The organism is Variovorax sp. J22G73 (assembly GCF_030317035.1).
GTDB lineage: Bacteria > Pseudomonadota > Gammaproteobacteria > Burkholderiales > Burkholderiaceae_C > Variovorax.
Genome location: NZ_JASZYK010000003.1, coordinates 313,285 through 339,252, shown reverse-complemented (window position 1 = coordinate 339,252; position 25,968 = coordinate 313,285). Strand labels below are relative to the sequence as shown.

The window sequence follows — 25,968 nt, the reverse complement described above, 5'->3', positions numbered from 1 at the left end:
ACGCTTTCAGTTTCTGGATGGCCTGGGTGTTCGTGAGTCTTCGGGTATCGGCTGCGGCCGGGCGATGGCTCAGTCCACCGTCGCGCCCGACACCTTCACCACCTGCGCCCACTTCTCGACCTCGGTGTTCATGAAGCCGCCGAAGGCCTCGGGCGTGTTCCAGGTCGCGGCGAAGCCCTGCGCGGCGAACTTGTCCTTCACCTCGGGCAGCGTCAGCGCCTTCTTCAGCTCGGCGTTGAGCCGCGCCACCACCTCGGGCGGCGTGCCCGCCGGCGCAAGCAGGCCGTTCCATGCGATGGCCTCGTAGCCTTGCAGGCCCGGCACGCCGGACTCGGCCACCGTCGGCACATCGGGCGCGGCGGGCGAGCGCTGCGCGCTGGTGACGGCCAGCGCCTTGAGCTTGCCGCCCTTCACGTGCGGCATGGCCGAGAGCATGGTGTCGAACATCAGCTGCGCCTGCCCGCCCATGACGTCGGTGAGCGCCGGCGCGCTGCCCTTGTAGGGGATGTGCGTCATCTTCACGCCGGCCATCGAGGCGAACAGCTCGGCCGCCAGGTGGGTCGATTGCCCGTTGCCCGACGACGCGAAATTCAGCTGCCCCGGCCTGGTCCTGGCCAGCGCGACCAGCTCGGCCACGTTCTTCGCGGGCAGCGCGGGGTTGGCCACGATCACCAGCGGGCCGCTGGTGAGCAGCGACACCGGCGCCAGGTCCCTGGTGAGCCGGTAGCCCAGGTTCTTGAACAGCGACGGGTTGATCGCGTGCGCGGTGGTCGCGATCAGCAGCGTGTAGCCGTCGGGCGCGCTGCGCGCCACCAGCTCGGCGCCGGTGTTCCCGCCGGCCCCGGGGCGGTTGTCGACGATGAACTGCTGCCCGGTCTGCTCCGACAGCTTCTGCGCCACCACGCGCGCCACGATGTCGGTCGGCCCGCCCGGCGGATAGGGCACCACCAGCTTGACGGGCTTGGTCGGGTAGGCCTCGGCGTGCGCCGGGGCTGCGGCGGCGAGGCCCAGGGCGACGCCGAAGGCGCCCAGCGCGGCCAGAGTACGGGTGGCACGGGGCAGCTGCCGCCGGACGAAGGATCGGAACGAATGCATGCGCTTGTCTCCTGCTTGTGGTTGTGAGGTCGGGGAGCGTCGTGGGGAACCGGCGCTGCTCAATCGGGCGGCGGTGGCGCGGGCGCGGGCGCTGGCGAGAAACGCACCAGCACATGGCCCGCGTGCGCGAAGAAGCCGGCGGCCACGCGATCGCCGATGCGCACGCCGGGCGCGGCATGGGCCATCAGCCGCGGGCCTTCGTCGAGCGTGACCAGCACCAGCGTGTACGGCGCCAGCGCGCGGAATTCGTCGGAGGGCGCGCGCGAAACGACGGTGACCGCGTGCACCGTCGCCCGGGCGCTGGCGGTCTTCCAATCGAGCCGCGTGCTGCCGCAAGCGGCGCAGGCGTAGCGCGCCAGGGTCTGCGCATGGCCGCAGGCCGCGCAACACTGGTAGCGCAGCTCGTGCCGCGCCAGGCCTTCGACGAAGGGGGCCGCGAGCGCGTTCATGCCGTGCCTCCGAGCGACAGCACCAGGCTGACATGCGAAGACATCACGCCGCCGTCCGCGTGCACGAAGGCGTGGCGCGGGCGGCGCAGCTGCCGGCTGCCGGCCTGCCCCGTCATCTGGCGGAACACCTCCACCGTGTGCGCCATGCCGCCGGCCACGCCGCAATGGCCGAAGGACAGCAGGCCGCCGTGGGTGTTCAGCGGCAGCGGGCCGTCGGCGCGAAAGTCGCCGTTGCGCACGCGCTGCGCGGCGCCGCCGCGGGGCGCGAAGCCGATTTCCTCGAGCAGCATGGCCAGCGTGATGGTGAAGGAGTCGTAGATGCCCAGGCAGTCGATGTCGTCCACGCGCAGGCCGGCCTCGCCGAGGGCGCGCTGTGCCGCCTCGGCCGCGCCGCACTGCATCACGTCGGCCATCGCGCTCAGGTGCTGGTGGCGGTGCGCCTGGCCGGCGCCGGCCATCGTCACGCACGCCTCGCCGCGCGGCGATGCCGACACCACCAGCGCCATCGCGCCGTCGGAGATGGGGCAGCAGTCGAGCAGCTTCAGCGGCGCGGCGATGGGCTTGGAGGCCAGCACGTCGTCGACGGAGATGGGCGCCTTCAGGTGCGCATCGGGGTGCCCTGCCGCGTTCGCGCGCATCAGCACCGCGAGCTCGGCCAGGTCGGCTTCGCGCGTGCCGGTTTCGTGCAGGTAGCGCGAGGCCAGCAGGCCGTAGTAGGCCGGCACCGAGGCGCCGTTGGGCACCTCGAAATCGGCGTCGCCCACCTGCGCCAGCGTCTGGATGGCGCTGTCGCGCGACTGGCCGCTGAGCCGGTTCTCGCCGGCCACCACCAGCACGTTGCGGCAGCGCCCGGCGCGCACCAGGTCGCGCGCCAGCATCAGCATGGCCGAGCCCGTGGCACCGCCCAGCTGCAGGCTGTGCGCATAGGCGGGCCGCAGCGAGAAACGTTCGCAGAACAGGGTGGACAGCATCAGGTGCGGCAGCGTGGTCGCGTAGCCGCAGAGCAGGCCGTCGATGTCGCCGCGGGCGAGGCCGGCCGAGCCGAGCGCCTGCTGCGCGGCCTCGGCCATCAGGTCGAGCGCGCCGCGGCCTTCATGGCGGCCGAAGGCGGTGTTGCCGGCGCCGACGAGATGAGCGGCGGGTGCCGTGGGTGCGGTGGGGAGGTTCATGCTCAGTGAACCCTGCCGCGCCGAGCCCCGGCCCCTGCTCCCCCGGCGCGCGAAGCCACGGCGCTCTGATGCGCCGCGCCGCTCCACAGCACCTCGCAGGTGGCGCACTCGCGCTTCAGCGCCCTGGCCAGCTCGGCCTCGCGCGTGGTGATGCGGTCGTTCAGCGCCGCGATGCTCAGCGCCCCGACCGGCCGGCCGTCGGCACCGAGGATGGGTGCGGCGATACCGCCCATGCGCTCCACCACCACGTCGAGCAGCACCGCGTAGCCGCGCTCGCGGGCTTCGAGCGCGCGGGCCTCCAGCAGCTCGGGCGTGATGCGCGGGTAGCGCTGCAGCTGCGGCCCGATGACGGCCAGCGCGGCCTGCCGTTCGGCGTCGGGCATCCAGGCCAGCAGCGCCAGGCTGCCGGCGCCCACGCCCAGCGGGCGGCGGCTGCCCACCGACAGGTAGTTGGCGCGAATGGGAAAGCGCCCCTCTTCCACGTCGACGCACAGCGACTCGATGCCGCTCGGTATCGACAGGATCACGCTGTCTTCGAAGTTGCCCGTCAGGCGCAGCAGGCTCGGGCGCACCAGCGGGCGCGGGTCGAAGCGCGCCAGCGCCGCCGCGCCGAGCACCAGCAGCTCGGCGCCCAGGCTGTAGTGCTTGGTCTGCGGGTTGCGCACCACGAAGCCGTCGCGCATCAGCACCTCGACCACGCGCAGCACGGTGGTCTTGTCCAGCCCGGTGGCCAGCGAGATGTCGGTCAGGCGCGTGACGCCGGGGTCGGACAGCGCCCGCAGGATGCGGCAGGCCCGCTCGACCGACGAGGTCGGCTCGGCGGCGCTGTGGGTGAGCACGGATGCAACGGAACGAGGTCGGGCGGCCATCGGTGTGTCTCTTCGTTGTTTCAATCTTCGGAACCGTGATTGCTGCGCTATTGGAGAACTGGCGCAGGCACGGGTCAAGAAAACACGAAGAAGTTGCCGAGGGCGGAACTTTTCGAGGGAAAACCCGGGCGGGTTTGGGTGGCCGCGGGCGGGTGGCTGCTCCGCAGGTTCAGGGCACGCGGTGCTGCCAGTAGCGCGCGTTTTTCTCGCGCTCGCACACGACATCGCGGGGAGCAGCGCTGGTCCAGTGCGCCGCGCCGCAACGCGCGTTCTCCACCAGCCGCACGCCGCGGCTCGCGTAGCGCCCCGCCACGTCCGGCGCCGGGTGGCCGAAGCGGTTGCGGTAGCCGGCCTGGACCAGCGCGATGCGCGGCTGCACGGCGTCGAGAAAGGCGTCGCTCGACGAGGTCTTGCTGCCGTGGTGGGGCACCAGCAGCACATCGGCGCGCAGCGCTTCAGGCATGCGCGCCACCAGCGCGGCCTCCTGCAGGCGTTCGATGTCGCCGGCCAGCAGCACCGTCGCGCGGCCGTTGCCGATGCGCAGCACGCACGACACGGCGTTGGGCCGGGTGAAGCTGCGGTAGTCCATGTCGAAGGGATGCAGCACCTCGAAAGCCACGCCGTCCCAGGTCCAGCGCTGGCCCGCTTCGCAACGCCGCGCCGGGCGCAGCGCCTGCAGCGGGTGCGTGGCCTCGATGGAGCTCAGCAACGCGGCCTGCGGCTGCATGGCGAGCACGGCCGGCGCGCCGCCGGTGTGGTCGCTGTCGCGGTGGCTCAGCACCAATGTGTCCAGGCGCTCGCCGTGGGCGCGCAGCAGCGGCACCAGCACGCGGTGGCCGGCGTCGCTCTCCAGGCTGTAGCGCGGGCCGGTGTCGTACAGCAGGCTGTGCGTGGCGGTGCGCACCAGCACCGCGTTGCCTTGCCCGATGTCGGCGGCCAGCAACGCGAACTCACCCACTGCGGGCCGCGGCGCCTGCCACAGCAGCACGGGCAGCAGCAGCGGCACGCCGAGCGCACGCAGCGTCCACGGCAGGCGCATGGCCAGCAGCGCGCCGCCGGCGACGCCGACAACGGCCATCCACAGCGGCGGCGCAGGCATCGACAACGTGGCCCACGGCAGGCCGGCCAGCCACTGCAGCAGCAGCGCCAGCAACCGCACGGCCTGCGCCGTCAGGTCCCACAGCGGCGCCACGGCCACGCCGAGCATGGCCAGCGGCGTGACGACCAGCGTGACCCATGGAATGGCCACCGCGTTGGCCAGCAGGCCGACCAGCGATACCTGCTGGAACAGCAGCAGCACCAGCGGCGTGATCGCCAGCGTGATGACCCATTGCTCGCGAAAGAACTGCAGCAGCCGCGCGGCGCCGCCCTTGCGCGGGTCGCCGGGGCTGGCAGCGTCTGTCGCGAACAGCACGCCGACCGCCACGAAGCTCAGCCAGAAGCCCGCCTGCGTCAACGCCCACGGGTCGGCCGCCACCACCACGGCGGCCGTGAGCAGCCACACGTGCGGCCAGGGCCAGCGCCGACCCGCGAGGCGCAGCAGCGCCACGGTCGCGAGCATCCACACCGTGCGCTGCGACGGCACGCCCCAGCCGCTGAAAAGCGCGTACAGCGCGGCCAGCAGCACGCCGCCGAGCAAGGCGGCCTGCTGTGCCGGCATGCGCAGCATCAGGCGCGTGCTGCGCCGCCAGAGCCAGCCGACGATGTGCGCGGCGAACCAGGCAAACATGGTGATGTGCAGCCCCGATATAGCGACGAGGTGGGCCACCCCCGTGGCGCGGAACACCTCCCAGCCCGCGCGGTCGATCGCGCTCTGGTCGCCGGTGACCAGCGCCGCGATCACGCCCGCCTGGGCGCGGTCCGCCACGCGCGCGAACACGGCGTCGCGCACCGCCTCGCGTGCGCGCTCGACGGGGTGGCGCCATGTCGTTTGCAGCAGGGCGGGCGCTTCGTCGCGCGAGCCGGTGCGCACGTAGCCGCGGGCATGCAGGCCCTGCTCCCACATCCACAGTTCGCTGTCGAAGCCGTGCGGGTTGCGATGGCCGTGCGGCGCCTTCAGCCGCACCGTGAGGCGCCAGCGCTCGCCGGCATGCGGCACGGCCTGGAGGTCTTCGGAGTACCAGCCGAGGGCGATGCGATCGGGCACGAGCGGGGGTGCGATGTCGGCAGGGCCGGAGCCGGGGCCGGGGCCGGGCCAGCGCGCGGATTCGACGTCGAGGCGAAACCGTGTTCCACCGTCGCTGCGCTGGGGCATCTCGGCGACCACGCCGGTGACCTGCAGGTCCAGGCCTTCGAGCGCCGGACGCAACGCGCCTTGCGCATAGGCCACGGCGCGCCAGCCTGCATGGCCGCCGCCGGCCAGCGCGCCGCACGCGAAGGCGATGGCAACGAGCCAGCGAACCGGCATGCGCCACCTCGCGAGACCGAGCGCCGCGGTACCCGCCATCAGCAGCAACACGGCGTAGAACCACCACGGCCACAGCACTGGTTGCCGCAGCTGCAAGGCCGCGCCCAGCAGCGAGCCGCTCAATGCGGCGAAGGCGCCCGTGGCACCGCGCGCCGAGTGAAACGGCGTCAATCCAAGCCCCCCATCCCCATGATGCAAACCCTCCCCAAGTCACGCTCAGTGGCGCGTTAATTGCTTGGCATCTGGGCTAGTATGCGTCTCACCAGAGACATCTTTTCGATGCAATCTGTCAGTACTGCACACAAAAACGCATGTCCATTCACGCCGCTCTCCACCACGTCACCCACTACAAATACGACCGCCTGGTGCAGTTGGGCCCCCAGGTCGTGCGCTTGCGTCCCGCGCCGCACTGCCGCAGCAACGTCATCTCCTACTCGCTGCGGGTCGAGCCCGCCGAGCACTTCGTCAACTGGATGCAGGACCCGTTCGCCAACTACCAGGCGCGGCTCGTGTTCCCCGAGAAGACACGCGAATTCAAGGTCACGGTCGACCTCGTGGTCGAGATGGCGGTCTACAACCCCTTCGACTTCTTCCTGGAGCCCCAGGCCGAGAACTTTCCGTTCAAGTACACGGCGTCGCAGGCCGAAGAGCTCGCGCCCTACCTCGTGGCCGACCCGGTCACGCCGCTGCTGGAGGCCTACCTCGACAAGGTCGACCGCAAGGAGCAGCGCACCATCGACTTCCTGGTCGGCCTGAACCAGCAGGTGCAGCAGGACGTCAACTACCTCATCCGCATGGAGCCCGGCGTGCAGACGCCGGAAGAAACGCTCACCAACGGCAGCGGCTCCTGCCGCGACTCGGGCTGGCTGCTGGTGCAGCTGCTGCGCCACATGGGCCTGGCCGCGCGCTTCGTCTCGGGCTACCTGATCCAGCTCACGCCCGACGTGAAGTCGCTGGACGGCCCGAGCGGCACCACGGTCGACTTCACCGACCTGCACGCCTGGTGCGAGGTGTTCCTGCCGGGCGCCGGCTGGATCGGCCTGGACGCCACCTCGGGCCTGATGGCCGGCGAAGGCCACATTCCGCTGGCCTGCACGCCCACGCCGTCGAGCGCCGCGCCCATCGAGGGCGGCGTGGACGAGTCGGAGGTCGAGTTCGGCCACGAAATGAAGGTGACGCGCATCTACGAATCGCCGCGCGTCACCAAGCCCTACACCGAAGAGCAATGGGCCGAAGTGCTGGCGCTGGGCGACGCGGTCGACGCGCGCCTGAAGGCCGGCGACGTGCGCCTCACCATGGGCGGCGAGCCCACCTACGTGGCCACCAGCGACCGCGACGCGCCCGAGTGGAACACCGACGCCCTGGGCCCCACCAAGCGCGGCTACGCCACCGAGCTCGTGCAGAAGCTGCGCGCCGAATACGGCAACGGCGGCTTCCTGCATTTCGGCCAGGGCAAGTGGTACCCGGGCGAGCAGCTGCCGCGCTGGGCACTGTCGATCTTCTGGCGCGCCGACGGCCAGACGCTGTGGCACGACCCCGAGCTGTTCGCCGACGAGCGCTTTCCCACGCACTACACCAGCGAAGACGCGCGCCGCTTCACCACCGTGCTGTCGCACAAGCTCGGGCTGACCGAGCGCTACATCCAGCCCGGCTACGAAGACACGTACTACTACCTCTGGCGCGAACGCCGCCTGCCGGTGAACGTCGACCCCTTCGACTCGAAGCTCGACGACGAACTCGAACGCGTGCGCCTGCGCCGCGTGTTCACGCAAAAGCTCGACGCGGTGATCGGCTACATGCTGCCCATCGAGCCCGGCAACGCGAACGGCGACGCCCCCGCGCTCGCCGGCCCGGCCTGGAAGACCGGCCCCTGGTTCCTGCGCGACGACCGGCTCTACCTGATTCCGGGCGACTCGCCCATGGGCTACCGCCTGCCGCTCGATTCGCAGCCCTGGGCCAGCAAGGGCGACTACCCGTACCTGATCGAACGCGACCCGACCGCGCCGCGCGGCACGCTGCCGAGCGCGGCGGACTACCGCGCGCGGTATGCCGTGGATGTGGCAGGCGTGGATGTGGCAGGCGTGGCCAGCGCGAACGGCACGCGCGCCGACCTGGGCGACGTGCCCTACGCCTTCGGCACGCCGCCGGTGGTGGCGGCTTCGCTGCGCATGCAGGCGCCGGGCGCGGCAAGCAAAGGCGAAGGTGAAAGCGATGCCGCCGCGGCATCCGACGACACCGCAGCCACGAACGCAACGGCCGCCACGCGCCAGCCGCTGCGCGGCGAATCGGCCCACTGGGTCACCCGCACCGCGCTGTGCGTGGAGGTACGCGACCCGCGCCGCGCCAACGGCCCCTCGGCCGAGAAAAAGGGCAGCGCATCGGGCGTGCTCTACGTCTTCATGCCGCCGCTGGCGCGCCTGGAGGACTACCTCGACCTGGTCGCGGCCGTGGAAGCCACCGCGCGCGACCTGGGCGTACGCATCGTGATGGAAGGCTACCCGCCGCCGCGCGACCCGCGCCTGAAGATGCTGGCCGTCACGCCCGACCCGGGCGTGATCGAGGTCAACATCCACCCGGCCCACAACTGGAAGGAACTGGTCGCGCACACCGAGTTTCTCTACAACGCCGCGTTCGAGACCCGCCTGTCGGCCGAGAAGTTCATGACCGACGGGCGCCACACCGGCACCGGCGGCGGCAACCACTTCGTGATGGGCGGCGCCACGCCCGCGGACAGCCCGTTCCTGCGCCGGCCCGAGCTGCTGGCCAGCCTGCTGCTGTACTGGCACAACCACCCGTCGCTGAGCTACCTGTTCTCGGGCATGTTCATCGGCCCGACCAGCCAGGCCCCGCGCGTGGACGAAGCGCGCAACGACCAGGTCTACGAGCTCGAAATCGCGCTGAAGGAAATCGCGAAGAACCGCGAGATCTACGGCCAGAACATGCCGGCGTGGCTGGTGGACCGCACGCTGCGCAACATCCTGATCGACGTGTCTGGCAACACGCACCGCAGCGAGTTCTGCATCGACAAGCTGTATTCGCCCGACTCCAGCACCGGCCGGCTCGGCCTGCTCGAGCTGCGCGCCTTCGAGATGCCGCCGCATGCGCGCATGAGCATCGCGCAGCAGCTGCTCATTCGCGCGCTGGTGGCCCGCTTCTGGGACGAGCCCTACAAGGCGCCCGTGACGCGCTGGGGCACCGAGCTGCACGACCGCTTCCTGCTGCCGACCTTCGTGAAGATGGACTTCGACGACGTCATCAGCGAAATGCGCCAGGCCGGCTTCGCTTTCGACGCCGACTGGTTCGCGCCGCACTTCGAGTTCCGCTTCCCGCTGGTGGGCCAGATGCAGGCCATGGGCGTGGAGCTGTCGCTGCGCAACGCGCTGGAGCCCTGGCACGTGATGGGCGAGGAGGGCTCGGCGGGCGGCACGGTGCGCTATGTCGATTCGTCGCTCGAGCGCATCGAGGTGCGCGTGACCGGCCTGAACGAAAGCCGCCACGTCATCACCGTCAACGGCAAGGTGCTGCCGCTGCAGCCGACCGGCGTCACCGGCGAGTTCGTGGCCGGCGTGCGCTACAAGGCCTGGAACCCGCCTTCGGCGCTGCACCCGAGCATTCCGGCGCACGCACCGCTGACCTTCGACCTGGTCGACACCTGGATGAAGCGCTCGCTGGGCGGCTGCCAGTACTTCGTGGCACACGCGGGCGGCCGCAACTACGACACCTTCCCGGTGAACGCCTACGAGGCCGAGAGCCGCCGCCATTCGCGCTTCACGCGCACCGGCCACACGCCGGGGCTGATGCGCACGCCCCCCGCCACCATCGAGCTCCCAGGCAGCCGCGAATTCCCGTTCACGCTGGATCTGCGGCGATAAGGGGACATTCAGCACACTGCCCGCGCGGACACCCGTGACGGCGGTGTGACAATCCCCCTCCTGTGGAACCCCTGAACGAATCCCTGTTCGACGCCCAGGCACTGGACTTTCCAGCGGCCCTGGCGTCGGCGCTCGCCCCGGCCGCGCTGCCCGGCCATTTCGACGAACTGCGCGGCCAGGCCACGGCGGCCGTGCCTGTGCGAACGGCCGCCGGCACCGCGGCGCCCGCGCCCGCCGCCCCCTTGCTGTACGACGCCACCGCGGAGCGACCGGCCATGCCGGCCCCGCCGCTGCCCCCGGCGCCCTCGCAGTCTCCCTCGCAGTCGCAAAGCCAGTCTTCTTCGGCGCAGTCCGGGCCGTCGACGCAGTCGCAGTCCCAATCTTCTTCGCAGTCCTCTTCTCAATCGCAATCCCAGCAGCAGGGCCCGTCCGGCGAACACCCGCCGCTCACGCCCGCCTGGAACGCCTTCTTCGAGCAGCTCGGCCCGGGCGGCTTCAACGACCTGCCGCGGCGCGCCGTGAGCCTGGAGCGCCAGATTCGCGACAACGGCGTCACGTACAACGTGTACGCCGACGCCAACGGCCCGCAGCGCCCGTGGTCGCTCGACCTGTTCCCGCTGATCGTCTCGCCCGAGAGCTGGAGCCAGATCGAAGCCGGCGTGCTGCAGCGCGTGCGCGTGCTCGACCGCGTGATGGCCGACGTGTACGGCCCGCAGCAGCTGCTGGCCGAAGGCCTCATTCCGCCGGCGCTGGTGCGCGGCCACCCCGGCTACCTGCGTGCGCTGCACGGCGTGAAGCCGCCGGGCGACACCTGGCTGCACATTGCCGCCTTCGACCTGGCGCGCGGCCCCGACGGCAACTGGTGGGTGGTGTCGCAGCGCACGCAGGCGCCCTCGGGCCTGGGCTACCTGCTGGAGAACCGCCTGGCCATCACGCGCCAGTTTCCGCAGGCCTTCGAGGCACTGCACGTGCAGCGCCTGGCCGCCACCTACAGCGCGATGATGGAAGGGCTGCAGCGCATGTGCCCGGCGGGCGTGCCGCCGCACATCGCGCTGCTCACGCCCGGCCCGTACAACGAGACCTACTTCGAGCACGCGTACCTCGCGCGCTACCTGGGCATCACGCTGGTCGAGGGCAACGACCTCACCGTGCGCGACCAGCGGCTGTACCTGAAGACCCTGCAGGGCCTGCGCCCGGTGCACGGCCTGATCAAGCGGCTGGACGACCAGTACCTCGACCCGCTGGAGCTGCGCCCCGACTCCACGCTCGGCGTGCCCGGCCTGCTGCAGGCCATTCGCGCCGGCAACGTGCTGGTGGCCAACATGCCGGGCTCGGCCTTTCTCGAATCGCCCGCGCTGCTGGGCTTCTTGCCCGGCCTGGCGCGCCGGCTGATCGGCGAGAAGCTCAAGCTGCCCGCGCTGCCCACCTGGTGGTGCGGCGAGCGTGCCGCGCTCGAATCGGTGCTGCCGCAGCTCGGCGACTGCGCCATCAAGCCCACCTACCCCGGCTTCGAGGGCCGCGCCAGCTTCGACGCCGTGCTCGGCAGCCAGCTGGGCCGGCGCGAGCTCGACGAGTGGGCCGGCCGCATCGTGCGCGAAGGCGACGTGCACACCGTGCAGGGCTACCTGCCGCTGTCGCAGATGCCCACCTGGGCCAACGACATGGGCCCGGGCCACATCGCGCCGCGCGCTGTGTTGCTGCGCGTGTTCGCGGTGAGCGACGGCGCGCAGTCGTGGCGGGTGCTGCCCGGCGGCCTGGCCCGGCTCGCGGGGCCCGACGCGCAAATCGCTTCCATGCAGCGCGGCGGCAGCAGCGCCGACGTGTGGGTGCAGACGCACGGCGAAGTCGACCGCACCACGCTGCTGCAGCCGCACGCCACGCCGGCCTCGCTCGCGCGGCACCGCGCGCCCGTCACCAGCCGCGCGGCGGAAAACATGTTCTGGCTCGGCCGCTACACCGAGCGCGCCGAGAACGCAGTGCGCCTGGCGCGCCTCACGCTCAACCTGCTGGGCGGCGAAGACCAGTCGTCCCGCCCGCTGCTCGAATGGCTGCACCGCATGGCGCTGCGCAACGCGCTGGTGCCGGCCGAGGCGCCCAGCGCGCCGCAGTCGCGCCGCGTGTTCGAGCGCGCCCTGGTGGCCGAGCTCGGCGACGTGGAGCGCGGCGGCAGCGTGGGCTACAGCCTGCGCTGCATCCGGCAGGCCGCGGCCGCGGTGCGCGAGCGCCTGTCGCAGGACAACTGGAACCAGATCGTGCGCGCCGAAACCGAGTTCCTGCGGCGCGCCGCGGAGCAGGCCGGCGAAGGCAGCTTCGCCACCAGCGCGGCCTTGCGCGCGCTGGAGTCCGCCAGCACCGCGCTGGCCGCCATGACCGGCGCGCAAACCGACCGCATGACGCGCGACGACGCCTGGCGGCTGCTGTCCATCGGGCGCCACATCGAGCGGCTGGGCTTCCTGTCGAACGCGCTGGAGGCCGGCTTCGAGAACGGCGCCGTGCACGAGGTGAGCGGCTTCGAGGCGATGGTGGCGCTGTTCGACAGCACCATCACCTTCCATGCGCGCTACCAGCAGCGCCGCGACGTCGCCACCATGGTCGACCTGCTGGTGCTCGACGCCGAAAACCCGCGCTCGCTCGCCTGGGTCACGCAAACGCTGCGCGGGCGCATCGCGCGGCTGGCCGGCAGCGCGCCGGGCAAGCTCACCGCGCTGTCCTACGAGCTGCCCGACCCGGCCGGCTGGACGCTGGAGCACCTGTGCGCCGCCGGGCCCGACGCCAACTACCCGGCGCTGCTCGAGCTGCTGGCCCACTGCGAGGCCGCGGCCTACCATGTGTCCGACGCCATCGGCACACGCTACTTCACGCTGACTTCCGAATCGCTGCGCTCCGTCGGCGCCTGATTCGCAGCCAACGACAGTTCCAAGGAGGCATATCCATGTCAGGCATCGCCATCAACCGCCGCTTCGCCCTGGCCGCTTCGGGGCTGTGCACGGCCCTGGCCCTCACCGTGGCCCTTGCCGGTTGCGGCAAGCAGGAAAGCGCCACCCCCGCTGCCTCGAACACCGCGCCCGCCGCGGTGCCGGCGCGCGTGCTGGTCGTCGGCACCGACGCCGCCTACACCCCCTTCGAGTCGCAGAACGACAAGGGCGACATCGTGGGCTTCGACATCGACGTGGTGAAGGCCGTGGCGCAGAAGGCCGGCATCGAGGTCAAGTTCGTCAACACGCCGTGGGAGGGCATCTTCAACGCGCTCGACCAGGGCGACCGCGACCTGCTGGTGTCGGCCATCACCATCACCGACGAGCGCCGCCAGACCATGGACTTCTCGCAGCCGTACTTCGACGCGAAGCAGCTCATTGCCGTGAAGAGCGATTCGCCGGTCGCCAGGTTCGACGACCTGAAGCCGCTGAAGGTGGGCGTGCAGAACGGCACCACCGGCGACGAGGTGGTCGGCAAGCTGCTGGGCAAGTCGAGCACCGCCATCAAGCGCTTCGAGTCGACCCCGCTCGCGCTGAAGGAGCTGGAGGCCGGCGGCGTGCAGGCCGTGGTGGCCGACAACGGCGTGGTGGTGCACTACCTGGCCAACAACACGGCCGGTGGCTTCAAGACGGTGAGCGACGCGGGCTTTCCGGTCGAAAAGTACGGCATCGCGGTGAAGAAGGGCAACGCCGCGCTGCTCGCGAAGATCAACCAGGGCCTGGAAGGCATTCGCGCCGACGGCACCTACGCCAAAATATTCGCCTCGCACTTCGGTGCCGAGGCAAAGTAGGCCGCTCCCTCTCACCTTCCCCACCCCTTCCCCACCCCTTCTTCAGACCCCCGCGCGCCATGCTCCTCCACGTCACCCACGAAACGCGCTACGAGTACGCGCCGCCGGTCGAGACGGCGCAGCATCTGGCCCACCTGAAGCCGCTGGCCACCGACTCGCAGCGCCTGGTGAGCCACAAGCTCGCCATCGAGCCGCCGCCCGCGCAGCGCGGCGAGCAGAACGACCTGTACGGCAACACGCGCGCCTTCTTCGCGCTCGAGGCCACGCACGACCGGCTGGTCGTCACGGCCGAGAGCGTGGTCGAAACCTCGGTGCCCGTGCTGTCGCCGAACGTGGCGCGTGAGCTGCCGTGGGAGACCGTGCGCGAGCGCTTCCGCTTTCGCAAGGACGCCACGTTCGACGCGGCTTCGGAGTTCGTCTTTCCGTCGCCCTACGTGCCGCGCCACGACGACTTCGCGGCCTACGCGCGCGCCAGCTTCGTGCCCGGCCGGCCGGCCTTCGACGTGGCCATGAACCTCACCGAGCGCATGTACGACGACTTTGCGTACGACGCCGACAGCACCGAGATCAACACCCCCGCCGTCGAGGCGCTCGCGCAGCGCAAGGGCGTGTGCCAGGACTTCGCCCACATCATGATCGCGTGCTTTCGCACCATGGGCCTGCCGGCGCGCTACGTGAGCGGCTACCTGCTCACGCAGCCGCCGCCGGGCCAGCCGCGGCTGGTGGGCGCCGACGCCTCGCATGCGTGGGTGTCGGTGTACCTGCCCGGCGAAGCCAACGGCAGCCCCGGCGGCTGGGCCGACTTCGACCCCACCAACGGCCGCCAGCCGGGGGAGGACTACGTCACCCTGGCCATCGGGCGCGACTACTCCGACGTATCTCCCATGCGCGGCGTACTCCATGGCGGCGCCCGGCACACGCTGCGTGTCGGCGTGACCGTGCAGCCCGTGGGGGAAGCCGAAGAGGCCGCCGAACAAAGCCGGACACAATCACTTTCCCAAGACAAGGAGTCTCCATGAGCGTTTACGACAAACTTTCCAGCCTCGGCATCACCCTTCCCCCGGTCTCGGCACCCGCCGCGGCCTACGTGCCCTTCGTGCAGACCGGCAACCTCGTGTTCCTGTCGGGCCACATCGCGAAGAAGGACGGCAAGGTCTGGGCCGGCCAGCTCGGCGCCAACATCACGACCGACGAAGGCAAGCAGGCCGCACGCGCCATCGCCATCGACCTGCTGGGCACGCTGCACGCGGCCGTGGGCGACCTGAACAAGGTCAAGCGCATCGTGAAGGTCATGAGCCTGGTGAATTCGGTCGGCACCTTCACCGAACAGCACCTGGTGACCAACGGCGCCAGCGAATTCTTCGCCGAGGTGTTCGGCCCCGAGAAGGGCGCGCATGCGCGCAGCGCCTTCGGCGTGGCGCAGATCCCGATGGGTGCCTGCGTGGAAATCGAACTGATCGCCGAAGTGGGCTGATACAGCTTCGACAGCATCACGTTTTCGAGGCCTGGCGGCATTGGTCGCCAGGCCTTTTCTTTTTGCTCATTGCAAACATGACATTGACCGCCACCGATTTCGTCGCCCAGGCCCTGCAAGACCCGGCCAACGCGGCCCTGCTCGAACGCCTGCCCGCGCTGGGCCTGCCGCAGGGCTTCCTGACCGCGGGCAGCCTCTTCCAGGCGACCTGGAACCGCGTCTCCGGCAAGCCGCCGGGCTGGGGCGTGAAGGACTACGACGTCTTCTACTTCGACGATTCGGACCTCTCGTGGGACGCCGAAGACGCCGTGATCCGCCGTGTGCACCACGCGGTGGCCGACCTGGGCGTGACCGTGGAGGTGAAGAACCAGGCGCGCGTGCACCTCTGGTACGAAGCACGCTTCAAGTCGCACTACCCGCGGCTGCGCAGCGCGCGCGACGGCATCGACCGCTACCTCATCGCGTGCACCCGCGTGGGCATCGCGCTGGCCGACCGAACGCTCTACGCGCCCGATGGCCTGGACGACCTGGCCGCGGGCGTGCTGCGCATGAACCCGCTGCTCCCCATGCGCGAGCTGTTCCTGAAGAAGGCCGGCGATTACCAGGCGCGGTGGCCGTGGCTGCAGGTCGTGCAGCCCGAGGCCACGTCCGCCGATGAAGCGCCTACTTTCGCTTCCAGCTCGCCACGGTGATGAACACGCCGGTTTCCTTCGCGTCGCGCAGGCGCACGCTGTAGCGCGCGCCACCGTCGGTGCCATTGAAGACGACTTCGCGCCCCTCCTGCTCCGGGTTCGCGTTCTTCGTGAGTTCCGCGTACGTGTCGACCAGCGTGCCGAGCGCGGCGTAGCTGCGCAGCGTGACTTCGGCGTCGGGCAGCTCTGGCTCGTTGCGCTGCGAACGTTGGTAGTCGGTGCGCATCGGCTTGCCAGCGAGGCCCTTGGGCAACACGATCTTGCCGGCGCTCGCCGAGCTGTTCACCTCGCCCGCCTGCACCAGCAGCCGGTGCAGCGACGCGGGGAAGCCCGGCGGCAACTGGTCCTTGCGCCAGCCGGGCGCGTCGGGCTGGCCGGTGATGTATTCGATGGTCGCGATCCTCTGCGCGTCGGCTGCTTGTTCAGGGTCGTCGCTCTCGGCCATCGCGGCCAGGAACGCGGGCAGCTTCTTCGCCCAGGCAATCAGCGGCGCGGCATCGGCCTGCGGCGCGCCGGCGGGCTGGAAGATCGACAGCACCGTCTGCGGTGCCGGGTTGCACACATCGGGCGCATCGGTTTTCGCCGCGGATGCGGGCGCGCGGCAGTGCGCGTTGACCAGCCCCAGCGCGATGAGCTTGCCCTCGGCGTCGATCAGCATCGCCGCGCGCTTCTCGCCATGGTCGCCGCCATTGACCGACGCGAGCACCTTGCGCCCGTCGGGCCACACGGTGCGCGTGATGTCGTGGCGCGAGCGCATGCCTTCGAGCACCTGCTGCGCGATCAACGCATCGGGGTCGGTGAAGCTGCCGCGCGCGTAGCCCACCATGGCGATCACCGCGGCGCGAATGGCCGGCTGCTCGCTCAGCCGCAACGGCGGCGCGGGCAGCTCGGTGGTCACGGGCGCCGATGCCTCGGGCACGGTGCCCTGCGCCTGCGCGCCCAGCGCGCAGGCGAGCAGCAGCGACGCGGCGATGGTCTTCGACATCCGCGCGTTCATTGAGCCAGTTCCATTTCGATGTTCGTGATGGCGGGCATGCGGCGCCCGTGCGTCAGGTTGACCACGAAGGCCACGCCCTTGCTGCTGCCCGCGACGAAGCCGGTGGACACGCTCGCGTCGGAGACGAAGTCTTTCAGCGGCGGCGACAGCTGCTTGTAGAACGCGATCACCTGTTCGCGGCTGTCCGTGGTCTGCAGGCGCATCACGCGCCCTGCCTTCGCATTGCTCACCGCCGACTGGGCGGTGGCGTTGAGCTGCGCGTTCGGGTACAGCGGCACCTGCGCCGAAAAGCCCTTGGGCCGCTTCGGCGCACGGGCGGCGGTGTGCGCGGCGTCGAGCACGATGAACTCGGTGCGCACGATCTTCTCTTCTTCGCCGGAGTCCAGGTCGTCCTTGGGCACCTGGGTGCTCCATGCCAGCAGCGGCTGCGCCTCGGCGCGGTCGACACCGGGGCGCAGGAACACCACCAGCTCGGCGTGCTGGTCGTCGCCACGGCAGGCCACGTTGCCGTCCACGCCGCAGCCGCGGTGCGCCAGCGCGGCGGCCAGCACCTCGCCGCTGCGGTCGTCGACCAGCACCGCGGCCCGCTCGGCGGCGCCGTTCATCCGGCGGTACGACGACAGCAGCCGCCGGTCGCCGGGCAAGTCCAGTTCCTTGCGGTGCATGGCGGTGGCCAGGCCGTCGATGAGCTGCTCGGCCACCAGGCCTTGCTCCCAGTAGTACGAGCCCGACGCCATGCCCGCGAAGCGCACCACGGCGCGGTCCAGCGCGGGCACCGGCTCGGCCTCCGAGGGGCCGCCGGCGTTCAGGAACGGAAGCGGTCCGGCAGCGAGGGCCGGGCTCAGCGTGCACAGGGAAGCGACGAGAAAAGCGGAGGACAAGGAGGCGCGCAGCGCGAAGCGGAATCTGGAGGGCATCGAGACGAAAAAAAGGAAAAACCGAGAAAGGAGCGTTGCGCTCCGTGCGGGCTGCATGCAGCCGCTTGGGGGGCGGATTCTAGAAGGCGGCCTCGATCACGTTGGCCCGGAATGGTTGTTGCCAAGCCGGCAGCGACGCAGCTACCGACGCAGCCACCGACCCCGCCCGCGCGCGCTTGTCTACTGCGTCTTCTCGAGGCGCAACGCCTCGACCACCAGCATCAACGCCTGCGAAGCCCGACGCGTCGCGTAGTAGAGGTGATAGCCGGGGTAGGTGATCGTCCAGCGGTTCAGCGTCGTCACCAGCCGCCCGGCCTCGATGTGTTCGTCGACAAGGTCCTGCGGCAGCCACGCCAGCCCATGCCCGGCAAGCGCCGCCTCGACGACCAGCTGGTTCTGGTTGAACACCAGCCGGCCCTTCACATGCACGTTGACCGCCCGCTTGCCCTGCCTGAACTCCCACGGCAGCAGGCCGCCGTAGGTCGGCAAGCGAAGCCCGATGCAGTCGTGCTCGTCCAGGTCCTGCGGTGTCGACGGCGGCAGGTGGCGAGCGAAGTAGGCGGGGCTGCCGACGACCACGATGCGCATGTCCGGCGCCACGCGCACGGCGATCATGTTCTTGGCAACGTCGTCGCCCAGGCGAATGCCGATGTCGAAGCGCTCGCCGACGATGTCGGCGAACCGGTTGTCGCTGCTGATCTCCAGCTTGATCTCCGGGTACTTCGCAAGCCATGGCAGCAGCCGCGGCCAGACCAGGGTCCGCACCGCGTGCTCGGTCGCCGTGATGCGCACCGTGCCGACCGGCTTGCCGCGCATCTCGCCGAGCGTGGCCAGCTCGGCCTCGATGTCTCCGAGCCGCGGCTCGACCGTGCGGTAGAGCGTTTCGCCCGCCTCGGTCGGGGCCACGCTGCGCGTGGTGCGGTTGAGCAGCTTCAGGTCGAGCCGCTTTTCCAGCGTGCGCACCGTCTGGCTCAGCGCCGACTGCGTCACGCCGAGCTTGGCGGCGGCGCGGGTGAAGCTCCCTTCGCGCACGACGGCCGCGAACGCCGCCAGGTCATCGAACCGGCCCATTGATCAGCTCCGCTAATGATTGAATGCCAATTCAGCAGTCTAGTCTTTCAATGCCGGGGCGCCTAGATTCAATGGAGTCGCAACGCACACAAGGAAACGCTTCATGAAAACCCGTCAACTCGGCCGCCACGGCCCCACCGTCTCCGCCCTCGGACTCGGCTGCATGGGCCTGAGTTACGGCTACGGCCCGGCGACCGGCACCGCGGACGCCGTCAAGCTGATTCGCGCGGCCTTCGAGCGCGGCATCACCTTCTTCGACACCGCCGAAGCCTATGGCCCGTTCGTCAACGAAACCGTGGTGGGCGAAGCGCTGGCGCCAGTGCGCGACCAGGTCGTGATCGCCACGAAATTCGGTTTTCGCGAGGGAGACACCGCCCAGGGCCTCGACAGCCGCCCCGAACGCATCCGGCAGGTGGCCGACGCGGCGCTGAAGCGCCTTCGAACGGACCGCATCGATCTTTTCTACCAGCACCGCGTCGATCCGGCGGTGCCGATCGAGGACGTCGCCGGCACGGTCAAAGACCTGGTGCGCGAAGGCAAGGTGAAGCACTTCGGGCTCTCCGAGGCGGGCGCCGCCAGCATTCGCCGCGCCCATGCGGTGCACCCGGTCGCGGCCCTGCAAAGCGAGTATTCGCTGTGGTGGCGCGAGCCTGAGCAGGAGGTCCTCCCGCTGCTCGAAGAGCTGGGCATCGGCTTCGTTCCCTTCAGCCCGCTCGGCAAGGGCTTCCTGACTGGCGCCATCGACCAGGCCACCGCGTTCGACGCGAGCGATTTCCGCAACACGGTGCCGCGCTTCGCACCCGACGCGCGCCAGGCGAACCGCGCCCTGGTCGATGTGCTGGCCGACATCGCGGCGCGCAAGCAGGTGACGCCCGCGCAGCTCGCGCTGGCATGGCTGCTGGCGCAGAAGCCCTGGATCGTGCCGATTCCCGGCACGACCAGGCTGGGCCGGCTCGAAGAAAACGCGGGCGCCGCGAACGTCGCGTTGTCGGCGGACGACCTGCAGGAGATCGAGCTCGCCGTGTCGCGTGTTCCGGTGCAAGGGGCGCGCTACTCGGCAGACCGCCAGAAGCTGGTCGGCAAATAAGCGCCTGCAGAAGTCAACGATCACACAACCCGCGAAACCCTCATGAAATCACTGATCGCCACCGCCACGCTCGCCCTCACGATGCTCGAGCCCGGCCTTGCCGCCGAACCCGAGCTGCGCGTCAGCCGCGCCGGCACGCGCGCCGTCAACAACGCGCCGGCCGAGAAATTCACCGGCAGCGTGAAGGTCGAGATGCTGTTCACACCGACCGGCCCCGACCGCGCCTCCGCCGGCAGCGTGAGCTTTTCGCCGGGCGCGCGCACCGCGTGGCACACGCACCCGCTCGGGCAACGGCTGGTCGTGACATCGGGCGTCGGCCGCATCCAGCGCTGGGGCGGGCCGGTGGAGGAGATTCGTGTCGGCGACGTGATCGAGATTCCGCCGCACGTGAAGCACTGGCACGGCGCCGCACCCGACACCGCGATGACCCACATCGCGTTCACCGAGATGCTCGACGGCAAGGCCGCCGACTGGCTGGAGAAGGTGGCGGACGAAGCGCCGCAGCAGCCACAACAACAACAGTCGCAGCGGCGCTAAACTGCCACCCCGCTTTTGCAGGAGACGATGGCCATGACCCGCTTGCTCGTTCGCAGCTTCGGCGTTTCGCTCGACGGCTTTGCCGCCGGCCCCGACCAGAGCCAGGAGAACCCCCTGGGCGTTCGAGGCCCCGAGCTCATGGACTGGTTCTTTCCCACGCGCGTCTGGCAGCAGATGCACAACCCGGGCGAGGCCAGCGGCGAGACCGGCATCGACAACGAGATCGCCGAGCAAGGCTTCGCGCAGATGGGCGCCTGGATACTCGGGCGCAACATGTTCGGCCCGGTGCGTGGCCCCTGGCCCGACGACAGCTGGAAGGGCTGGTGGGGCGACGAGCCGCCGTACCACGTGCCCGTCTTCGTGCTGACCCACCATGCCCGCCCACCGCTGGCGATGCAGGGCGGCACCACCTTCCACTTCGTCACCGGCGGCATCCACGAGGCGCTGGCGCTGGCGAAGGCCGCGGCGGGTGAGCGCGACGTGCGCGTGGGCGGCGGCGCGGCGACGGTGCGCGAATACCTGAAGGCCGGGCTCATCGACGAGTTGCACCTGGCCGTGCGCCCGGTGCTGCTGGGCAAGGGCGAGGCGCTGTTCGCGGGCCTGGACCTGCCGGCGCTGGGCTACCGCTGCGAACGGCAGGTGGCCGGCGAGCGCGCCACGCACATGTTCCTGCGCCGCAGCGCGCCTTGAGGTAACGAGCGGCCCGGGTGTCGGCGAGGTCTTGTCACGGCCTCGTCGGCTTCAGCATCAACATCAACCCTCCCGCGCCACGCCACCGACGCCGCCCTTGGCCTGCCGGAACAGGATGACAAGCCCCGACAACAGAAAGTACACCGCCCCGACCGCCGCATAGCCGCCGAAGGTCTGCACCACGGGCGCCGCGCTGCCTTGCTGCGCGATGAAGAACGCCCCGGCAAGCGCGGACTGCGCGCCGCTCAGCATCATCACCCACTGCCCCTTGTCGCTCTTGCGGCGACGGATGGCGGTGGCCAGTTGCAGCAGCCCCGCGACGATGGCCCAGCCGCCGAAGATCACCAGGATGATCTGCAGCCCGAGCACCAGCGAAGCCACCACGGCCACCGTGACCAGCCCGCTCATCCAGGCGTTCAGGATCTGCGTGGGGTTCGCTTTCGCGCCCCCGCTCATCCTCGCGTCCAGCAGGTTGGCCAGCGCGTCCCACGCGGGGTACACGACCAGCAAGCCGCTGGCGAGCGCGGGCGAGCCCTTGGCCACGGTGAACGCGAGCGCGACCCACGCGAAGGAAAAGGCGGCGCGAACGAAGTAGAGCTTGCGCAGCCATGCGGCGCGCTGCGGAGGGGACAGAGGAGACAAAGGGGCGAGATGGGTGTTGGACATGGTGTGGGCGGCGAGACCGCGAGATCGGTAGAAAGATCGCAACCCCATTGGCGGGGCCGGTGCAACAGATTCTGTTCAGGCCGCCCCCGACGCGGTATCGGTCGAATGACCGACAAGCCCCGAAAAACGGCGGCTGTGCGATGCTGGGCCTCCGCCTTTGCCTTTGCCTTTGCCTTTGCCTTTGCCTTCGCCCCGGCCACCCTGAGCTTCTGAACCACCCGCTGCTGCATTCCATGCCCGACGACACGACCATTGCCGTTTTCGACGCGGTCCGCGCGCTCGCCTTCATCGGCGACCTCAGCATGGGCCAGCCGACCGACCATTCGCTGCGCACCGCGTGGCTCGCCGAAATGATCGCGACGGCGGCCGGCTGCGAGGCCTCGCAGGTCGAGGCCGCCCGCCACGTCGCGCTGCTGCGCTGGTCGGGCTGCACGGCCAATGCCCAGGAGTTCGCGGACTTCATGGAAGACGACGTGCAGGGGCGCAGCGCCCTGCTCGCCTCGCAAAAGCCGCGTGCGGCGCAGCAGCCGCCGCGCAGCGTGCCGCTGCCCGACGGCATGCTGGCCATGGCGACCATCCATTGCGAGATTGCCGGCGACATCGCGAACACGCTGCGCCTGGGCCCCGACACCGAAGCGGCGCTGCGCGCCATCTTCGAGACCTACGACGGCGGCGGCGTGCCCGGCCTGCTGCAAGGCGACGATGTGCCGCTGGCCACCTATGTGGTGGCCCTGGCGAGCGACCTCGAGATCTTCAGCCGCCTGTACGGCCTCGACCAGGCGCTGGCGCTGGCCCACGGGCGCGCGAACAGCGTGTACCCCGGATTTCTCGTGGACGCCAGCACGCCGCAGGTCGCTGCGTGGATGAGGGCGCTGGACGCCACCGTGCCGCCATGGACCGACGTTGCCGACCCGCCCGCTTCGATGCGCGAGCGCATCGGCCTGGAGCTGGTGGGCGACGTGATCGACCTCAAGCTCCCGTGGATGACCGGCTACTCGCGCCGCGTGGCGCAACTGGCGCGCGACTGCAGCGTGCGCGCGGGGCTGGACGATGCCCTGTGCCACCGCACCTACAAGGCGGGGCTGATCCACGGCATCGGGCGCGCGTCGGTGCCCAACGCCATCTGGAACGCGCCCGAGCCGCTGCCGGCCTCGTCGCTGGAGCGCCTGCGGCTCGTACCGTACTGGACCTCGCGCGCGGCAGGGCAAATCGACGGGCTCGCGCTCGAGGCGGAAATCGCGTCCTTCGCTTTCGAGCGGCGCGACGGCTCCGGCTACTTTCGCGGGCGGTCGGGCACTGCCATGCCGCTGGAGGGACAGATCGTCGCCGCGGCCGAGCAATGGGTTTCCCTGCGCACGCGCCGGCCATGGCGCGATGCGTTCACCGAAGCGCAGGCACTCGATCGCATGAGGGACGAGGCGGCGGCGGGCCGCTTCGACCAGGCAGTCGTCGATGCGCTGTTCGCCAGCGTTCTGTCGCACGCGCCTGTCAAGCCTGTGGTGCAGGCGGCGCCGGTGCGCGGCGAGCAGCCGCTTTCAGAGCGCGAGCTGGAGGTGCTGCGCTGCATCGCCCGGGGCGAGAACACCAAGCAGGTGGCGCGTGCGCTGGACATCAGCCCGCGCACGGTGCGAACGCATGTCGAGCGCCTGTTCCTCAAGCTCGAATGCTCGACGCGCGCGGCCGCGACGTTGAAGGCGGCGACCCGCGGGCTTATCTGAGGTGAGGCCGGCCCGAAGGGGCGCGGCTATTGCGGGGCGAGGCTGGCGGAGCCATCCCGCAGATCCACCACGCTCCGTGCCGCTGCCTGCGCCTCGGCGCGTGCGGAAGGCTCGTCCATCGCGGGCGAGGCGCGCAGCGAAACCAGCTTTCCGCCGTCGATGCGGAATTCCCACCCGAACCTGTCGCCGTTGTTGAACGCGCTGACCAGGATGCGGTGACCGCGGTAGTCGAACTGTTCTTCCATCTGTTGCGCTCCAGGCCGGTGCCTGCGCTCAGCCCATCGCGCTTTCTTCATGCACCCCCTGCGCGGGCGCACCGGCGCGTTGCCAGCGAGAGAGGGAAGGGCCATTCGACAGCCGCGCCTGGAACTTGGCGACCGCCTCCAGAAGTTGGCGCTCGCAAATCTCCGCCGCCAACCTGTCGCTGAACTCCGCCCACTCGACAAGACCTTGTTGCTCCGATCGGCCGCGCCCCGCCGCGCTGTGGCCGCGCGTGGCTTGCGTGAAGGCGAACACGAAATCGGTGTCACGCCCGTAGTGCTCGACCAACTGGCTGGGGACGGCGACTTCGACTCGGTACGTGGTTTCAATCATGGTCTCTCCTGATCGGCTTGCGCCCGGTGTGCGCCCGGCATGTGCCCGTCGTGCACTCGCGAACAGCGCTCCGGCGCGTGTATACATCCGGGATTCGATAGCAAATCTAGCCATCCGGGCCAGCGCTGTCTATGGGACAGGTTTGTTCGCCTGTCCCATCAATCGGACCGCTGGCAGGGCAAGGCCACCCCTCATGCCCGTGCCTGCACGCACGCCTGGATGGCCTCGCCGGCGAGCGCGGCGAGCTTTCGCTGCGAGGCGTCGGCCAGCGTGGGCGAGTCGAGCAGATGCCGCATGGTCGCCAGCCCGATCACATACGACCCGATCAGCGCCGCACGAAGCTCCGCATCTCGCCCCCGGAGCTTTTTTGCCAGCGGCGCAACAAACTCCGCGTGAAACTGCGCGCTGACCGTCGCCGCGGTTTCAGGGCTTGCCGCTGCCAGGATCAGGAGCCGCAGGGCATTGAAACCGTCGTCGGTCGAACCCTCGTCGTTCGCGCTGCCCTCCGCCATCACGCCTTTCACCAGGAACTCGCCCAGTGTGTCGAGCGACTCCGGAAGGTGCTCTTCGACACGGAATGCGCCCTGCACCACCTCGGCGAACAGCATTTCCTTGTTGCCGAAATAGCGGTTGACAAGCGCCGCGTCGACGCCCGCGGCGCGGCCTATTTCGCGAACACCGACGTTTTCGTAGCTGCGGCGCGAGAAGCAGGCGCGCGCCGCCTCGAGGATGCGGCCACGGGTTTCGGTCGCGTTGCGCGACGCAACGGCTTCCGTCGACTTAGGAACTGCTTCGGTCATGTCTTCCTGGTCCAGTTTTTCGGGCATTCCACGGATTATGTCATCGCTTGTTGACATCGGATCCCGCAACAGTCAAACTTCATGTCATCAGTCGTTGACTTGACTGCAATCCACAGCACGCTCACCTGCGCCGAGCGACAAAGGAGTCGAAGAAATGTTGGATCGAAAGCTCGACGGCAAGGTGGTCGTCATCACCGGTGGCAGCAGCGGCATCGGCCTTGCAACCGCCCGCCTGTTCATCGCGCACGGCGCGCGCATCGCGATCGCGGGGCGCAGTGAAGAGACGTTGCAGTCGGCGCGCGAAGCCTTGGGCGGCAACGTTCTCGCGGTGCGGACAGACGTCGGCCGCGCGGCCGACCTCCGGGCGCTCATGAACACGGTTCACGATGCGCTCGGCCCCATCGACGTTCTTTTCGCCAATGCGGGAATCTCGGAATGCCCCGACATCTTCGAGACCGGCGAAGCCTTCTTCGACGAGGTGATGCACACCAACGTGAAGGGAGTGTTCTACGCGTTCACCGAAGCCTTCGCATTGATGTCCGAGGGCGCGAACGCGGTGTTCACCAGTTCGGTGGTGCAACAGCGCGGGCGGCCGGGCGACGTGCTGTATGCGGCATCGAAGGCCGCGGTGCGCAGCCTTGCGCGGACGCTTGCCGCCGATGAGCGCGTGTTGGCCAAGCAGGTGCGCGTCAACGTGGTGAGCCCTGGCGCCATCGAGACGCCACTGACCGCCGCCGCGACGGCGGACCCGGAGGTGCGCGCCTGGGTCGAAGCGCAGGTGCCCATGGGCCGCTGGGGGCAGGCGGACGAGGTTGCCAAGGCGGTGCTGTTCCTGGCGTCTTCCGACGCGAGCTACCTGACCGCGGGAGAAATTGCCATCGACGGCGGCCTGGGGCAAATCTGATGCACGACCGACCGTCACCCCCACTCACCGCAGGCCGCCCGGCCGACGGGCACCCAGGAACAGCCCGAGCGCCAGCGCTGGCACTGGCCCGCATGAAGTTGTCCGCAAGGTGGGGCGCATACGCCCTTCGCGCAGCCTTCTGGCTGTTTCCTCGGACGCCCCGGCAGCTGACGTTTCGGGGCGGCGACATCGCG

General features: G+C 70.0%; 23 protein-coding genes. 11 read left to right on the top strand and 12 right to left on the bottom strand.

The window, feature by feature from the left end; translation table 11 throughout:
- Positions 1–69 precede the first annotated feature (69 nt).
- The 5 genes from QTI51_RS14195 to QTI51_RS14175 form a co-directional block, all read right to left on the bottom strand.
- A complete protein-coding gene (locus QTI51_RS14195; RefSeq protein WP_286514487.1) occupies positions 70–1,095 on the bottom strand; it encodes a tripartite tricarboxylate transporter substrate binding protein in 1,026 nt (341 codons plus the stop codon).
- Between the two features lie 59 nt (positions 1,096–1,154).
- Positions 1,155–1,544 (bottom strand): Zn-ribbon domain-containing OB-fold protein, encoded by a 390-nt coding sequence (locus QTI51_RS14190; protein ID WP_286514484.1) that lies wholly within the window; start codon positions 1,542–1,544, stop codon positions 1,155–1,157.
- A complete protein-coding gene (locus QTI51_RS14185) occupies positions 1,541–2,713 on the bottom strand; it encodes a thiolase family protein (RefSeq protein WP_286514482.1) in 1,173 nt (390 codons plus the stop codon). Before QTI51_RS14185 ends, QTI51_RS14190 begins: the two co-directional genes overlap by 4 nt.
- Positions 2,714–2,715: 2 nt before the next feature.
- The gene (locus tag QTI51_RS14180; protein WP_286514480.1) at positions 2,716–3,582 is read right to left on the bottom strand and encodes an IclR family transcriptional regulator; all 867 of its coding nucleotides are present in this window, start codon (positions 3,580–3,582) and stop codon (positions 2,716–2,718) included.
- Between the two features lie 169 nt (positions 3,583–3,751).
- A complete protein-coding gene (locus QTI51_RS14175) occupies positions 3,752–6,160 on the bottom strand; it encodes a DNA internalization-related competence protein ComEC/Rec2 (protein WP_286514479.1) in 2,409 nt (802 codons plus the stop codon).
- 140 nt (positions 6,161–6,300) lie between these two features.
- Between QTI51_RS14175 and QTI51_RS14170 the strand changes: the two genes are divergently transcribed.
- The 6 genes from QTI51_RS14170 (at position 6,301) to QTI51_RS14145 (ending at position 15,793) form a co-directional block, all read left to right on the top strand.
- A complete protein-coding gene (locus tag QTI51_RS14170; protein ID WP_286514476.1) occupies positions 6,301–9,861 on the top strand; it encodes a transglutaminase family protein in 3,561 nt (1,186 codons plus the stop codon).
- 62 nt (positions 9,862–9,923) lie between these two features.
- Positions 9,924–12,758, top strand: a complete 2,835-nt coding sequence (locus QTI51_RS14165; protein ID WP_286514474.1) for a circularly permuted type 2 ATP-grasp protein — start codon at positions 9,924–9,926, stop codon at positions 12,756–12,758.
- Positions 12,759–12,793: 35 nt separating this feature from the next.
- Complete coding sequence (locus tag QTI51_RS14160) at positions 12,794–13,627, top strand: basic amino acid ABC transporter substrate-binding protein (protein WP_286514471.1); 834 nt, start codon at positions 12,794–12,796, stop codon at positions 13,625–13,627.
- Positions 13,628–13,686: 59 nt separating this feature from the next.
- Positions 13,687–14,646 (top strand): transglutaminase family protein, encoded by a 960-nt coding sequence (locus QTI51_RS14155; protein ID WP_116909848.1) that lies wholly within the window; start codon positions 13,687–13,689, stop codon positions 14,644–14,646.
- Complete coding sequence (locus QTI51_RS14150) at positions 14,643–15,101, top strand: RidA family protein (protein WP_108139200.1); 459 nt, start codon at positions 14,643–14,645, stop codon at positions 15,099–15,101. The genes QTI51_RS14155 and QTI51_RS14150 overlap by 4 nt, the downstream gene beginning before the upstream one ends.
- Before the next feature lie 77 nt (positions 15,102–15,178).
- Positions 15,179–15,793 carry a nucleotidyltransferase family protein gene (locus tag QTI51_RS14145; RefSeq protein ID WP_286514466.1) on the top strand — a complete coding sequence of 205 codons (615 nt, stop codon included), beginning with the start codon at positions 15,179–15,181 and terminating at the stop codon, positions 15,791–15,793.
- On the opposite strand, the gene QTI51_RS14140 is transcribed toward QTI51_RS14145, so the two are convergent.
- The 3 genes from QTI51_RS14140 to QTI51_RS14130 form a co-directional block, all read right to left on the bottom strand.
- On the bottom strand, positions 15,765–16,790 hold the full coding sequence (locus tag QTI51_RS14140) for a hypothetical protein (RefSeq protein WP_286514464.1): 1,026 nt from the start codon (positions 16,788–16,790) through the stop codon (positions 15,765–15,767). The genes QTI51_RS14145 and QTI51_RS14140 overlap by 29 nt on opposite strands.
- The gene (locus QTI51_RS14135) at positions 16,787–17,707 is read right to left on the bottom strand and encodes a hypothetical protein (RefSeq protein ID WP_286514462.1); all 921 of its coding nucleotides are present in this window, start codon (positions 17,705–17,707) and stop codon (positions 16,787–16,789) included. The genes QTI51_RS14140 and QTI51_RS14135 overlap by 4 nt, the downstream gene beginning before the upstream one ends.
- A 180-nt stretch (positions 17,708–17,887) precedes the next feature.
- Positions 17,888–18,778: a LysR family transcriptional regulator gene (locus tag QTI51_RS14130; RefSeq protein WP_286514460.1), complete on the bottom strand. Its 891-nt coding sequence runs from the start codon at positions 18,776–18,778 to the stop codon at positions 17,888–17,890.
- A 103-nt stretch (positions 18,779–18,881) separates the two neighbouring features.
- Here QTI51_RS14130 and QTI51_RS14125 point away from each other — a divergent pair, with 103 nt between their 5' ends.
- From QTI51_RS14125 to QTI51_RS14115, 3 genes are read left to right on the top strand one after another with little or no spacing between them, the layout of a single operon-like run.
- A complete protein-coding gene (locus QTI51_RS14125; protein ID WP_286514456.1) occupies positions 18,882–19,865 on the top strand; it encodes an aldo/keto reductase in 984 nt (327 codons plus the stop codon).
- A gap of 42 nt (positions 19,866–19,907) precedes the next feature.
- The gene (locus QTI51_RS14120) at positions 19,908–20,402 is read left to right on the top strand and encodes a (R)-mandelonitrile lyase (RefSeq protein WP_286514453.1); all 495 of its coding nucleotides are present in this window, start codon (positions 19,908–19,910) and stop codon (positions 20,400–20,402) included.
- A 33-nt stretch (positions 20,403–20,435) separates the two neighbouring features.
- Complete coding sequence (locus QTI51_RS14115; RefSeq protein WP_286514450.1) at positions 20,436–21,092, top strand: dihydrofolate reductase family protein; 657 nt, start codon at positions 20,436–20,438, stop codon at positions 21,090–21,092.
- 63 nt (positions 21,093–21,155) lie between these two features.
- Here the strand turns inward: QTI51_RS14115 and QTI51_RS14110 are convergent, their stop codons facing one another.
- Positions 21,156–21,758 (bottom strand): DUF308 domain-containing protein, encoded by a 603-nt coding sequence (locus tag QTI51_RS14110; protein WP_286514448.1) that lies wholly within the window; start codon positions 21,756–21,758, stop codon positions 21,156–21,158.
- A 233-nt stretch (positions 21,759–21,991) separates the two neighbouring features.
- Here QTI51_RS14110 and QTI51_RS14105 point away from each other — a divergent pair, with 233 nt between their 5' ends.
- Positions 21,992–23,476 (top strand): HD domain-containing phosphohydrolase, encoded by a 1,485-nt coding sequence (locus QTI51_RS14105; RefSeq protein WP_286514446.1) that lies wholly within the window; start codon positions 21,992–21,994, stop codon positions 23,474–23,476.
- A gap of 26 nt (positions 23,477–23,502) precedes the next feature.
- Here the strand turns inward: QTI51_RS14105 and QTI51_RS14100 are convergent, their stop codons facing one another.
- From QTI51_RS14100 to QTI51_RS14090, 3 genes are all read right to left on the bottom strand, one after another.
- A complete protein-coding gene (locus QTI51_RS14100; protein WP_116909857.1) occupies positions 23,503–23,721 on the bottom strand; it encodes a hypothetical protein in 219 nt (72 codons plus the stop codon).
- A gap of 28 nt (positions 23,722–23,749) precedes the next feature.
- Positions 23,750–24,070: a hypothetical protein gene (locus QTI51_RS14095; RefSeq protein WP_286514440.1), complete on the bottom strand. Its 321-nt coding sequence runs from the start codon at positions 24,068–24,070 to the stop codon at positions 23,750–23,752.
- 191 nt (positions 24,071–24,261) lie between these two features.
- Positions 24,262–24,897, bottom strand: coding sequence for a TetR/AcrR family transcriptional regulator (locus tag QTI51_RS14090; protein WP_286514437.1), 636 nt, complete (start codon positions 24,895–24,897; stop codon positions 24,262–24,264).
- 127 nt (positions 24,898–25,024) lie between these two features.
- On the opposite strand from QTI51_RS14090, the gene QTI51_RS14085 reads away from it, so the two are divergent.
- A complete protein-coding gene (locus tag QTI51_RS14085) occupies positions 25,025–25,774 on the top strand; it encodes an SDR family NAD(P)-dependent oxidoreductase (RefSeq protein ID WP_503011510.1) in 750 nt (249 codons plus the stop codon).
- Positions 25,775–25,968 lie beyond the last annotated feature (194 nt).